Source organism: Roseibium sp. (genome assembly GCF_050301095.1).
Classification (GTDB): Bacteria; Pseudomonadota; Alphaproteobacteria; order Rhizobiales; family Stappiaceae; genus Roseibium.
In genome coordinates this window covers 1-11,943 of record NZ_JBNKYW010000133.1, presented here as the reverse complement: position 1 = coordinate 11,943, position 11,943 = coordinate 1, and the positions used below count along the sequence as shown (strand labels likewise).

Genomic DNA, 11,943 nt, shown 5'->3' with positions numbered 1-11,943 from the left:
TTCGGCATCACCGGCTGGAACAGTGGCGCCTCGGCGACGATCGCCCGGATCCGCTCCAGAAGATCTTCCTGCGCTTCCCGGCCGAAATGTCCGGGCAGATAGGCAAGGCCGCTTAGGCCGTTGATGGAGATTTCCTGCATGACAGTGCAATACCTGAATGCCTTAGTCGCCACCACCGCAACCGCTGCATCCGGAGCCACCGTCGCTGGCGCAGCTGGAATCTCTGCCCGAAGTGCTGCACCCGGAGGAGTCGCGACGGGATCTCCTGCGGGAGGGGCTACCGGAGGACTTCCCAAAAACAATCCAAGCCACGAACCCGATCACAATGAGGCTGAATACAAACTCAAACTCGTGCTGGGAGGCCCAATGTCCGATCCTGTTTCGGGTTCTTTCAAAAAAGGTTTCACCCGCGGGACTGCCGTGCGCAAAGGCAATTCTGGTGCCCAATGCCAGACACAGCATCGCAAGCAGGCCGCCCCAGGCGCTGGTCGGAAGATCCGACAATGGCCGCACCGATACCTTGAGAAAACGCGGCCATTGCGGCTTGCGGATCAGCCAGACGTCCCGCGTATTGACCCGCCGGAAATGCGGCGCCTTTCCGAAGCGGATGTCTGCGGGTGGCCAGATGTCCGCCGGCGGCTCTCCGAATTCCTGACGGTAGAGATCGAGCGTCTCCGCATAGGCCCTGCGGAACAGCGCAGCCTGGTCCAGTCCGCCCCTGGTCGGCTGGTGGTGCAAGGCCCCTCCGAGCGCAGACTTGAACGGTCCCCAATAGTGCTTCGTATAGGTCAGGTGCAGGTGCCAGGCCTGGTCCACCTCGTCGCTGGGCGTCACGATGCCCGCCTTGATGCGGCTGAGATAGGCAAAGCGCTGATATTCCGCAACGACCCTTGCAGCGAATTCGATGCTCCAGCCGTTGTCGCGCGCCAGCCGGACCGAAAACGGAAAATCCGCCTCGACTTCGTCCGGATGACTGGCCTTGATCCGGTTCCAGAGCTGCTGGTCTTTCATGTCTGCCTTCTCTTGTATCTGTCGCGTTTCCAGGCGGCGCGGACCGTCGTCTGTCACCGGCGGGCAGAATCTAACTCTCATTTGCGGTTACGGTAACCTTCCGGGAAGAAAATTCGATCATGAACGGTGCTGTCTGCAAAATGTCGGTGGACAGATGTCTTGCAGGCAAAGTTCCATCCACCTATATAGCGGTCAAGCTTCGCGCCAAATCCCGAGTTTTGCTCCGGCGCGATGTCCGGGATCTCCCGGAACCCAAGTGAGAGGAGCCGGATCGACGCCTTCAAGGGTCCTTCCGGTTTGCTAGAAAGAGAGGCTTAAAATGGCAAAGGTCATTGGTATCGACCTCGGCACGACGAACTCGTGCGTCGCCGTCATGGACGGCAAGGATCCCAAAGTTATTGAAAACGCAGAAGGCGCCCGCACCACCCCGTCGATGGTGGCCTTCTCCGACGATGGCGAGCGTCTCGTCGGCCAGCCGGCAAAACGCCAGGCGGTCACGAACCCGACCAACACCCTTTTCGCAGTCAAGCGCCTGATCGGCCGCCGGTTCGACGACCCGACCGTTGCCAAGGACCAGAAGCTGGTTCCCTTCGAAATCGTCAAGGCCGACAACGGCGACGCGTGGGTGGAAGCCAGCGGCGAAAAATACTCCCCGTCCCAGGTCTCCGCTTTCATCCTGCAGAAGATGAAGGAAACCGCGGAAAGCTATCTGGGCGAAACGGTCACCCAGGCGGTCATCACCGTTCCGGCCTACTTCAACGATGCACAGCGTCAGGCAACCAAGGATGCCGGCAAGATCGCCGGTCTTGAAGTCCTGCGCATCATCAACGAGCCGACGGCTGCCGCGCTTGCCTACGGCCTCGACAAGAACGACGGCAAGACCATCGCGGTCTACGACCTTGGCGGCGGTACCTTCGACGTTTCCATCCTGGAAATCGGCGACGGCGTCTTCGAGGTGAAGTCCACCAACGGCGATACCTTCCTCGGCGGTGAAGACTTCGACATGGTCCTGGTCGACTACCTCGCTGCCGAGTTCAAGAAGGAACAGGGCATCGACCTGAAGAACGACAAGCTCGCCCTGCAGCGCCTCAAGGAAGCTGCTGAAAAGGCCAAGATCGAGCTGTCGTCCTCCTCGCAGACCGAAATCAACCTGCCGTTCATCACGGCGGACGCCTCCGGTCCGAAGCACCTGACCCTGAAGCTGACCCGCGCGAAGTTCGAAGCGCTGGTGGACGATCTGGTCAAGCGCACCATCAACCCGATGAAGGCCGCCCTGAAGGACGCAGGTCTTGCAGCCGGTGAAATCGACGAAGTGGTTCTGGTCGGCGGCATGACCCGCATGCCGAAGATCCAGGAAACCGTGAAAACCTTCTTCGGCAAGGAGCCGCACAAGGGTGTGAACCCGGACGAAGTGGTTGCCATGGGTGCCGCCATTCAGGCCGGCGTTCTGCAGGGCGACGTCAAGGACGTTCTCCTGCTCGACGTGACCCCGCTGTCGCTCGGTATCGAGACCCTCGGCGGTGTCTTCACCCGCCTGATCGACCGCAACACGACGATCCCGACCAAAAAGGGCCAGGTGTTCTCGACCGCTGAAGACAATCAGACGGCCGTGACCATCCGCGTCTTCCAGGGTGAGCGCGAAATGGCTGCGGACAACAAGATCCTCGGTCAGTTCGACCTGGTCGGCTTGCCGCCGGCACCGCGCGGCGTCCCGCAGATCGAAGTCACCTTCGACATTGACGCCAACGGTATCGTCAACGTGTCCGCTAAGGACAAGGGCACCGGCAAGGAACAGCAGATCCGCATTCAGGCCTCCGGCGGCCTCAGCGACAGCGACATCGACCAGATGATCAAGGACGCTGAAAGCCACGCCGACGAGGACAAGAAGCGCAAGGAGCTGGTGGAAGCCAGGAACCAGGGCGAGTCTCTCGTTCATTCCACCGAAAAGTCGCTCAAGGACTACGGTGACAAGGTTTCCGAGGACGACAAGTCCGCGATCGAAACCGCGCTTGAGAGCCTGAAGTCCGCGCTGGAAGGCGAGGACCTGGAAGACATCAAGGCCAAGACGCAGGCGCTTGCCGAAGCTTCGATGAAACTTGGTGAAGCCATGTATCAGGCAGCCCAGGCGGAAGCCGAAGCCGAAGGCGGCGAGGAAACCGAGGCCAAGGCGGAAGATGACGTCGTCGACGCTGACTTCGAGGAAGTCAAAGACGAAGACGACAAGAAGTCCGCCTAACCCGTAAACAGCAGCCAGCCGGTCTCCGGCTGGCTGTTCAATTTTAGCGCCGGATGCTTGCCTGCCTGATGACAAGGGCACCTGTGCCCGGCGCTTTCGCTGTAATTGGCGCCAGCTGTTGCCGGGCAGCCAGCAGCGCAACAACAAGACCGAGAGATCTTGATGTCCAAACGTGATTTCTACGATGTTCTGGGCGTTTCGCGCGATGCGGATGACAAGGTGCTGAAAAGCGCATACCGCAAGATGGCCATGCAGTTCCACCCGGACCGCAATCCGGGCGATGCGGAAGCCGAAGCCAAGTTCAAGGAAGTCAACGAAGCCTATGACACGCTGAAGGATGGCCAGAAGCGTGCGGCCTACGACCGATTCGGCCATGCGGCCTTCGAAAACGGCGGTTTTGGCGGCGGGGCCGGTGCCCACGACTTCTCCTCCACCATGTCGGATATTTTCGAGGAATTCTTCGGCATGGGCGGCGGCCGCCGGTCGGGCGGACGCGAGCGTGGCGCGGACCTGCGCTACAATCTGGACATCACGCTGGAAGATGCCTTTCACGGCAAGACGGTTGAAATCGAAGTCCCGACCAGCATCACCTGCGACGCCTGTACCGGATCCGGTGCCAAGCCCGGCACCAGCCCGGCGACCTGCCGCACCTGTGGCGGCGCCGGCCGCGTGCGCGCCGCGCAAGGGTTTTTCACCCTGGAGCGGACCTGTCCGAGCTGCCAGGGCCGCGGCCAGGTGATCAGCGATCCTTGCGAAAGCCGCAGCGGATCGGGCCGCAAGACTCAGGACCGGACCCTGTCCGTCAACATTCCGTCCGGCATCGAGGACGGCACCCGCATCCGCCTTGCCGGCGAAGGCGAAGCCGGTGTGCGCGGCGGCCCGGCGGGCGACCTCTACATCTTCCTGTCGGTCAGGCCGCATGACCTGTTCCAGCGCGACGGCGCCGACCTTTATTGCCGCGTCCCGATTTCCATGTCGACGGCAACCCTGGGCGGCCAGTTCGACGTGCCGACCGTCGACGGCTCGACCAGCCGCGTGAAGGTGCCCGAAGGCACGCAGACCGGAAAGCAGTTCCGGCTGCGCGGCAAGGGCATGCCGGTGATGCGGTCCAGCCAGCATGGCGACATGTATATTCAGGTGACCGTCGAAACGCCGACCAACCTGACCAAGCGCCAGCGGGAATTGCTTGCGGAATTCGAGAAGGAATCTTCCGGAGAGAACCATCCCGAATCGGCCGGTTTCTTCTCCAAGGTGAAGGATTTCATCGACAATCTCGGTGCATAATTAGCCATTAATCGTCAAAAATGCGCATCCGTTGCACCAGGCTGTAGCATCTCTGCGCGAAGCTTCCTATATTCCCCTGGTGGATGTCACGGGAGGTAACATGCTGAAGCGCAACGGAAATCGAGGTGAAGCCTTCCGGGAAAAGCTCAACCGGGCGAATGCCGTCCGGGCCAAGGTCCTGGACGAGGTCAAGTTCATCCGATCCTGGGCCCAGAACCCCTTGCGTACGGGCGCCGTCACTCCGTCCGGACCGGATCTGGCTGCGAAAATGGCATCCTACCTGACACCCCGGCCGCATTCCCGTGTGGTGGAACTGGGACCTGGAACGGGTGTCGTGACCAAGGCGCTCATGGAGCGGGGGTTCTCGCACCAGCAGCTTAACCTGATCGAGTACAGCCCCGATTTCTGCGATTTGCTGAGCTTGCGCTATCCCGGGATGAAGGTCATCCAGGGCGATGCCTATGCCTTGCGTGCAACCCTGAAACACGCCGGGGGCTTCTCGCTGGACGGAGCCGAAGCAGGGCAGAAGCTCGACGGCATCGTCTCCTCCCTGCCGTTGCTTACCCGTCCTGAACCCGTACGCAAGGCGCTTCTGGACGAAGCTTTCGGCCTCCTGAAACCGGGCGCCCCTTTCATCCAGTTCTCTTACGGCCTCGTCGCGCCCGTCAAACCCGCCGGCTACGGAATTTCGGTGATCAGCTCCGAATGGGTCTGGAAAAACCTGCCGCCTGCAAGGGTCTGGGTGTACCGGAAAGGGCACTGAACCGGGGTATGGCCCCTGAACGAACTTGAGCGAAACTCCTGATGCGCAACCCGAAAATCCTCGTCTTTTCCGGCTCGATCCGCAGCGGGTCCTTCAACGGCAAGCTGGCGGCCCTTGCGGCAAAGCGCCTGGCAATCCTGGACGCGGACGTCACGCATGTGTCGCTGAAGGACTATCCCCTGCCGATCTATGACGGCGATCTGGAAAGCGCCTCGGGCGCGCCGGAAAACGCGAAGAAGCTCAAGCGGCTGTTCGAGGCCCAGGACGGCATCTTTATCGCCTGTCCGGAATATAATGCCGGCATCACACCGCTTCTGAAGAACACGCTCGACTGGATCAGCCGGGTCAAGGAGCCGGGCGAGGCCCTCAAGAACAAGGTCTTTGCGCTGGGAGCCGCGTCTCCTGGAAAATTCGGCGGCATGCGCGGCCTGATCGGCACGCGCACCATTCTGGAAGTGGGGATTGGCGCGCTGGTGCTTCCCCAGATGGTTTCCGTGTCTGCCGCGGCAAGTGCCTTCGACGACAAGGGTGGCCTGACGGACGAACGAACGGCCGGGCAGCTCGACAAACTCGTTGATGCGCTGCTGCGGGCAACCCGGCTGGAAATGTCGCACTGACGGCCCTTTCCTGTGTTTGCCTGCCGCGCGGGTGCACCCGAAAAGTGCATTAGCGGTATGATTGCTTGGAAATGCCGCGATTGCCGCCTACATAGGGCGGCAGAAATCGAACCCGAGTGGACGATCAAGAGGATTGAATGAGCGAAACGCGCGAACCGGCCGTCTGGCACGGCACGACGATTATGATGGTGCGCAAGGGCGGCAAGGTCGTGATCGCCGGCGACGGCCAGGTCTCGCTTGGCCAGACGGTGATCAAGCATACCGCCCGCAAGGTACGGCCGCTGGCGAAAGGCGAGGTGATTGCCGGTTTCGCCGGGGCGACTGCCGACGCTTTCACCCTGTTCGAACGCCTGGAAGCCAAGCTGGAACAATATCCGGGGCAGCTCATGCGGGCTTGCGTGGAACTTGCCAAGGACTGGCGGACCGACCGCTACCTGCGCCGTCTGGAAGCCATGATGCTGGTGGCCGACAAGAACGTTTCCCTTGTGCTGACCGGTACGGGTGACGTCTTGGAACCGGAAGGCGGCATCATGGGCATCGGGTCCGGCGGCAACTACGCGCTTGCCGCGGGCCGGGCCCTGGCGGACTCGGATATGGACGCGGAATCCATCGCCCGCAAGGCCATGGCGGTCGCGGCCGAGATCTGCGTCTACACCAATGCCAGCGTGACGGTTGAAACCCTGGACACCGTCGACTAGATAGCGATGATCGCGTTCCGCCCTGTCCTCGCTGACGACCTGCCGGTGCTTCTTGAATGGATGCACAGGCCGCATTGGCGCGAGTGGTGGGGAGATCCGGAAAGCGAATTGGAACATGTCCGCGATATGATCGAAGGGCGCGACACGACGCAGCCCTTCATATTCGTGGTCGACGGCAAGGACGCCGGCTACATTCAGGTCTGGTTTGTCAAGGACCAGCAGGGAACCGAATTTGCCAAGGAGATCCCCTGGCTCGAATTGCTTCCACCGGACGCCGTGGGCGTCGATTTGTCGATTGCGGACAGGGCAAATCTGTCTCAGGGACTTGGAACAAGAGTATTGCAGGCGTTTGTCCGCAGGTTGCGGCAGGACGGGTTTAAGCGGATCGTCATCGATCCGGACCCTGCCAACCTCAGGGCCGTAAAGGCCTATCGCAAGGCGGGGTTCCGGGAAATGCCGGACCTCCTGGGCCGGACCGGCGACAGCCTGCTGATGGAACACATGATCATGGAAGGTGTGTCTTAGAAGATGACCGATTTTTCCCCGCGCGAGATCGTTTCCGAACTCGACCGTTACATCATTGGCCAGAAAGACGCCAAGCGCGCCGTAGCGATTGCGCTTCGCAACCGCTGGCGCCGCCAGCAACTGGAAGGCCAGATGCGCGAGGAAGTTCTGCCGAAGAACATCCTGATGATCGGCCCGACCGGTGTCGGCAAGACCGAGATTTCGCGCCGGCTGGCAAAACTCGCCAACGCGCCCTTCACCAAGGTCGAGGCGACGAAATTTACCGAGGTCGGCTATGTCGGCCGCGACGTGGAGCAGATCGTCCGCGATCTCGTGGAAGCAGGTATCACGCTGGTGCGTGACCAGAAGCGCGAAGCGGTGAAGGCCAAGGCCCACGTGCTGGCCGAGGAACGGGTTCTGGACGCGCTGGTCGGCAAGACCGCCAGCCCCGCGACCCGCGACAGCTTCCGCGCCAAGCTGCGCGACGGCGAACTGGACGACAAGGAAATCGAGGTCGAGGTGCGGGCGCAGCCGCAAATGCCGAGTTTCGATCTGCCGGGCATGCCGGGCGCCAGCGTCGGTGTCATGAATGTGTCCGACCTGCTCGGCAAGGCCTTCGGCGGCCAGACCCGGACCAAGCGGACCACGGTAAGCGACAGCTACGGGCTCCTGATCAACGAGGAATCCGACAAGCTTCTGGACGAGGAAAAGGTCGTCGAGGAAGCTATCTCCCTGGTGGAGAACTCCGGCATCGTGTTTTTGGACGAGATCGACAAGATCTGCGCACGTGAAGGTCGGGCGGGCGGCGACGTTTCCCGCGAGGGTGTGCAGCGCGACCTGCTGCCCCTGATCGAGGGTACGGTGGTTTCCACCAAGCACGGGCCGGTCAAGACCGACCATATTCTCTTCATCGCTTCCGGCGCCTTCCATGTGGCCAAGCCGTCGGACCTCCTGCCCGAACTGCAGGGCCGCCTGCCGATCCGGGTGGAACTCAGGGCACTCAACAAGGATGACTTCCGCGCCATCCTGACCGAACCGGAGGCAAGCCTCATCAAGCAGTATGTGGCGCTGATGGAGACGGAAAACGTTACCTTGTCCTTCACCGAGGATGCGATTGAGGAAATTGCCTCCGTGGCCGTCGACCTCAACGCCTCCGTAGAGAACATTGGCGCGCGCCGCCTGCAGACCGTGATGGAACGGATCCTCGACGAGATTTCCTTCACCGCGCCGGACCGGTCCGGCGAGTCGGTCGAGATCACCGCCGAGTTCGTCAAGGACAACATCGGCGACCTTGCCAAGAACGTCGATCTTTCGAAGTTCATTCTCTAGCCAACGCCAGCCGGCAGGCTCCTGCGCCTGCCGGTTCAGCCTGACAATCGTCAGGCCGGTTTCCGCACGTCCTGGCCGAAGGTGTTGAGTTCGACACGGTTGCGGCCGTTGCGCTTGGCGAAATAAAGCTGTTCGTCCGCCTTCCGGTAGAGTTCCTTGAAGGTCGGGCTTTCCTCGAAAATGACGCCGCCGATGCTGATGGACAGCGGATGAGGCTCGCCGTTGGGTTCGAACCGGAGTTCGTCGACGGACATCCGGATGCGCTCGGCAATGAGGGAGACGTGTTCGTGGGATTTTCCGGGAAGAAAGACGCCGAATTCCTCTCCGCCAAGGCGCCCGGCCAGATCCGCCTCGCACAGGGATCCGCATATGCTCGAGGCGACCAGCCTGAGGGCATCATCACCGGTGTCGTGCCCATAGCGGTCGTTGACCGACTTGAAATGGTCGACGTCGATGACGAGGAGGGCGTCAGTGGCCTGACGGGAACTTGCCTCCATCCGGCGGATGTAACCTTCGACCACTTCCATAAAGGCCCGGCGGTTGAGCAGGGACGTCAGGCTGTCGGTGGAAGCCACTTGCGCAAGCTCCTGGTGCGCGATCGACAGCTGGCGCATCTTGCCGAGAAGCAGGAAGAAAAACGGCGGGGCGATCAAAAGCGGAATGATCAGGTTGTTGAGCGGATCGCTGCCCCAGCGCCAGGACCAGGTGGTAAAAGAAAAGCTGTCGAAGGCGAAGGCAAGGGCAATGCAGGTTGCCGTTCCAAGTGCCGTCAGGGCATAGACACGCGCGCGCCCTCGCGCTGACCAGTCAAGATTCCGCATGATCTGAAAATAGGCGGAGGGCGTTTAATGCGCACTTAAGGAACGGGGCGTTCCGCCCTGTCTGAAATACTTATAAACGGGGGGAAATTGCGGATTTCGGGCCAATAAACGAGTCCGGTGCCGCGAGAGGGTATCCGAAAGAGGCCATATAACCTTCCCGTTGCAAGCGGCAATTTCGCCGCTTGCGATACGCGTGCGCTGGTGGCAGCATGCGCCCATGGTAGCTATTCGAAAAAGTAACGAGGAAGGCCACCGCCGGAAATTCCTGGTCGTGGTCGACGAAACGCCCGAGTGCGACCGGGCGATTGTCTATGCCGCCAAACGCGCCGCGCGGACCGGTGGTGTCGTCACGCTGGCCTATGTGATTGCCCCAAGCGACTTCCAGCACTGGCTGGGCGTGGAGGACATCATGCGGGCCGAAGCGCAGGAGGAAGCCGAGGCAACGCTGGCCAAGGCCGCCGAGCGCGTGCGTTCCGTTGCCCGCACCGAACCGGAAACCGTTGTCCGGGAAGGCACGAAGGCGGAAGAAATTCTCGAGCTGATCGAAGCCGACGCCGACATCGCCATCCTGGTGCTGGCGGCCGGGACCAGCTCGGAAGGCCCGGGACCCCTGGTGTCCTCCATCGCCGGCAAGTCCGCAGGCACGTTCCCGATTCCCGTGACCATTGTTCCGGGCAATCTGGACGACGATTCCATCGCGGCACTTGCCTGATCGGCCGGGACACTTCGGCATGAAGGGCCGGCGTGCTGTTGACGGATCGCCAATAGCACCTATCTAGTTTTTAACTGTTCCAAACTGCTTCAGGATGGGGTAGAACAACCCATCGGTGTTTTGCGATGCGGAGAGGCGCGGAACACAGCGGACAAACGGGCGCGTTAGAGAAGCGCAAGGACAAAAGAAATGTTCATTCAAACGGAAGCAACGCCGAATCCGGCCACGCTTAAATTTCTGCCGGGCCGGGTGGTTTTGGCCGAAGGTACCTACGATTTCCGCTCCAAGGCGGACGCCGGAGCGTCACCGCTTGCCGAAAAGCTCTTCGAAATCCCGGGCGTTGTCGCCGTTTTCTTCGGCCATGACTTCGTGACCGTCACCAAGGACGACACCGACTGGCAGCACATGAAGCCGGCCATCCTCGGCGTCATCATGGAACAGTTCATGTCCGGCCAGCCGGTCATGGCTTCCGGTGAGAGCGAGAATATCGAGGAAGGCGAGTTTTTCGAAAAAGGCGACGAGGAAACCGTGGCCACGATCAAGGAACTGCTGGAAACGCGTGTGCGCCCGGCCGTTGCCCAGGACGGTGGAGATATCACCTTCAAGGGCTTCAAGGAGGGCATCGTTTATCTCTCGATGCGCGGCGCCTGCGCCGGTTGCCCGTCTTCCACGGCGACGCTCCAGCACGGCATCCAGAACCTCCTGCGCCACTTCGTGCCGGAAGTCGAGGAAGTCCGTCCGATCTGATCCGGAATTTTCTGAAAGATTTCAAAGGCCCGGTTTAGCTGCCGGGCCTTTTGCGTGGCTGATTTGCATTCTTTGTGGAACGCAAGCCCCCCATTGGACTTAGGCCCAAAGCGCGGGTCGACTCCGGGCCGGTCCCGGGGTACTGGCAACAGGGGCCTAATGTCCCGGATCATGAATTTCCAATTGGTGTGGTATGCGCGTTCTGGCCATCGACACAGCTTTAGCGAATTGCGCCGCCGCCGTTCTGGACAACGGTGCGGACACCGCCTGCTATGACAGCGTCGGCGAAGAGATCGGCCGCGGCCACGCGGAAAAGCTGATGGACATGATCGGCGAGGTCATGGCCGAGACGTCGACCGCCTTTTCCGATCTCGACCGTGTGATCGTCACCGTCGGACCGGGCAGCTTTACCGGGCTTCGCGTCGGCCTGTCGGTCGCCCGCGGTTTCGGACTGGTGCTGGGCAAGCCGGTCGTCGGCATAACCACTCTCGCGGCCATCGCGAAGTCCTCGGCACCGGACGATGGCGGGGCACCTCTTCTGGTCGCGCTGACCGGCAAGGGCGAGGAAGTCTACTGCCAGGCGTTTTCAGCTTCCGGAGATCCGGAGAGCGAGGCAGGCGTGCGGACATTCTCGGATCTTGCGGCCACGCTTCCCGAGGGCATAAGATTGGCGGGCTCGGCAGCGGAAACGGTTGCGGAGAAATGCGGCCTTCCGCAGGACCGGATTTTGTCCCGCTGCGGGTACCCGGGTATTCGGGAGGTTGCCGAACTCGGGCTTGTCGCGGATCCTGCGAAATCGTCTCCGTCGCCGCTGTACCTGCGGCCGCCCGACGCAACGCCGCAGACCAAGGGAAGGATAGAACGGCAATGAGTTTTTGGTGGTTCTGGACCCAGCCGCCGGTCGTTGAAGAGGCGCTGGACGAGGACCTGCAGAAGCTGGCCGATATCCACGCCGCCTGTTTTACACACAAATGGAGCGCGGGAGATCTTGCGCGCATGAAGGCCCAGGACGGCGTCGTGATCCTGGTCGCGCGCCGGGCCAGCCCCTATGGCACCCGGGCACCGCTCGGCTTCCTGATCCTCAGGAAGGCCGCCGACGAGGCGGAGGTCATCACCATTGCGGTTCACCCGCGCCAGCGCGGCAGGGGCATTGGCAAGAAGCTGATGGATGCGGGCCTTTTCCGGCTCTACGGCGACCGCTGCGAACAAGTGTTTCTCGAG

The 11,943-nt window shown here is 61.5% G+C and carries 14 protein-coding genes; 11 read left to right on the top strand and 3 right to left on the bottom strand.

What is annotated here, in order from left to right; genetic code table 11:
• Positions 1-162: 162 nt before the first annotated feature.
• Together ACQY7U_RS12440 and ACQY7U_RS12435 are read right to left on the bottom strand one after the other, a co-directional pair.
• Entirely contained in the window at positions 163-1,011 is an 849-nt protein-coding gene (locus ACQY7U_RS12440) for a glycine-rich domain-containing protein (RefSeq protein ID WP_428644884.1), read from the bottom strand.
• A 77-nt stretch (positions 1,012-1,088) separates the two neighbouring features.
• Positions 1,089-1,295, bottom strand: coding sequence for a hypothetical protein (locus tag ACQY7U_RS12435; RefSeq protein ID WP_428644883.1), 207 nt, complete (start codon positions 1,293-1,295; stop codon positions 1,089-1,091).
• A gap of 35 nt (positions 1,296-1,330) precedes the next feature.
• On the opposite strand from ACQY7U_RS12435, the gene dnaK reads away from it, so the two are divergent.
• The 7 genes from dnaK to hslU all read left to right on the top strand — a co-directional run bounded on the left by dnaK (position 1,331) and on the right by hslU (position 8,442).
• Positions 1,331-3,247 carry a molecular chaperone DnaK gene (gene dnaK, locus ACQY7U_RS12430; RefSeq protein ID WP_428644881.1) on the top strand — a complete coding sequence of 639 codons (1,917 nt, stop codon included), beginning with the start codon at positions 1,331-1,333 and terminating at the stop codon, positions 3,245-3,247.
• Positions 3,248-3,409: 162 nt separating this feature from the next.
• The gene (dnaJ, locus tag ACQY7U_RS12425) at positions 3,410-4,531 is read left to right on the top strand and encodes a molecular chaperone DnaJ (RefSeq protein WP_428644879.1); all 1,122 of its coding nucleotides are present in this window, start codon (positions 3,410-3,412) and stop codon (positions 4,529-4,531) included.
• A 100-nt stretch (positions 4,532-4,631) separates the two neighbouring features.
• The gene (locus ACQY7U_RS12420; protein WP_428644878.1) at positions 4,632-5,294 is read left to right on the top strand and encodes a class I SAM-dependent methyltransferase; all 663 of its coding nucleotides are present in this window, start codon (positions 4,632-4,634) and stop codon (positions 5,292-5,294) included.
• 41 nt (positions 5,295-5,335) lie between these two features.
• Positions 5,336-5,911 carry an NADPH-dependent FMN reductase gene (locus ACQY7U_RS12415; protein WP_428644877.1) on the top strand — a complete coding sequence of 192 codons (576 nt, stop codon included), beginning with the start codon at positions 5,336-5,338 and terminating at the stop codon, positions 5,909-5,911.
• Positions 5,912-6,048: 137 nt separating this feature from the next.
• A complete protein-coding gene (hslV, locus tag ACQY7U_RS12410; RefSeq protein ID WP_428644875.1) occupies positions 6,049-6,609 on the top strand; it encodes an ATP-dependent protease subunit HslV in 561 nt (186 codons plus the stop codon).
• Between the two features lie 6 nt (positions 6,610-6,615).
• Positions 6,616-7,134, top strand: coding sequence for a GNAT family N-acetyltransferase (locus ACQY7U_RS12405; RefSeq protein ID WP_428644873.1), 519 nt, complete (start codon positions 6,616-6,618; stop codon positions 7,132-7,134).
• A gap of 3 nt (positions 7,135-7,137) precedes the next feature.
• Entirely contained in the window at positions 7,138-8,442 is a 1,305-nt protein-coding gene (gene hslU / locus ACQY7U_RS12400) for an ATP-dependent protease ATPase subunit HslU (protein WP_428644872.1), read from the top strand.
• Positions 8,443-8,492: 50 nt separating this feature from the next.
• Here hslU and ACQY7U_RS12395 read toward each other — a convergent pair whose 3' ends face one another.
• Positions 8,493-9,263, bottom strand: coding sequence for a GGDEF domain-containing protein (locus ACQY7U_RS12395; RefSeq protein ID WP_428644870.1), 771 nt, complete (start codon positions 9,261-9,263; stop codon positions 8,493-8,495).
• A gap of 217 nt (positions 9,264-9,480) precedes the next feature.
• Here ACQY7U_RS12395 and ACQY7U_RS12390 point away from each other — a divergent pair, with 217 nt between their 5' ends.
• The 4 genes from ACQY7U_RS12390 to ACQY7U_RS12375 form a co-directional block, all read left to right on the top strand.
• On the top strand, positions 9,481-9,975 hold the full coding sequence (locus tag ACQY7U_RS12390) for a universal stress protein (RefSeq protein ID WP_428644869.1): 495 nt from the start codon (positions 9,481-9,483) through the stop codon (positions 9,973-9,975).
• A 189-nt stretch (positions 9,976-10,164) separates the two neighbouring features.
• Positions 10,165-10,722, top strand: coding sequence for a NifU family protein (locus ACQY7U_RS12385; RefSeq protein WP_428644868.1), 558 nt, complete (start codon positions 10,165-10,167; stop codon positions 10,720-10,722).
• Between the two features lie 193 nt (positions 10,723-10,915).
• On the top strand, positions 10,916-11,593 hold the full coding sequence (gene tsaB, locus ACQY7U_RS12380; RefSeq protein ID WP_428644866.1) for a tRNA (adenosine(37)-N6)-threonylcarbamoyltransferase complex dimerization subunit type 1 TsaB: 678 nt from the start codon (positions 10,916-10,918) through the stop codon (positions 11,591-11,593).
• A partial coding sequence (locus tag ACQY7U_RS12375; protein ID WP_428644864.1) for a GNAT family N-acetyltransferase occupies positions 11,590-11,943 on the top strand: 354 nt, incomplete at its 3' end. The genes tsaB and ACQY7U_RS12375, both read left to right, overlap by 4 nt.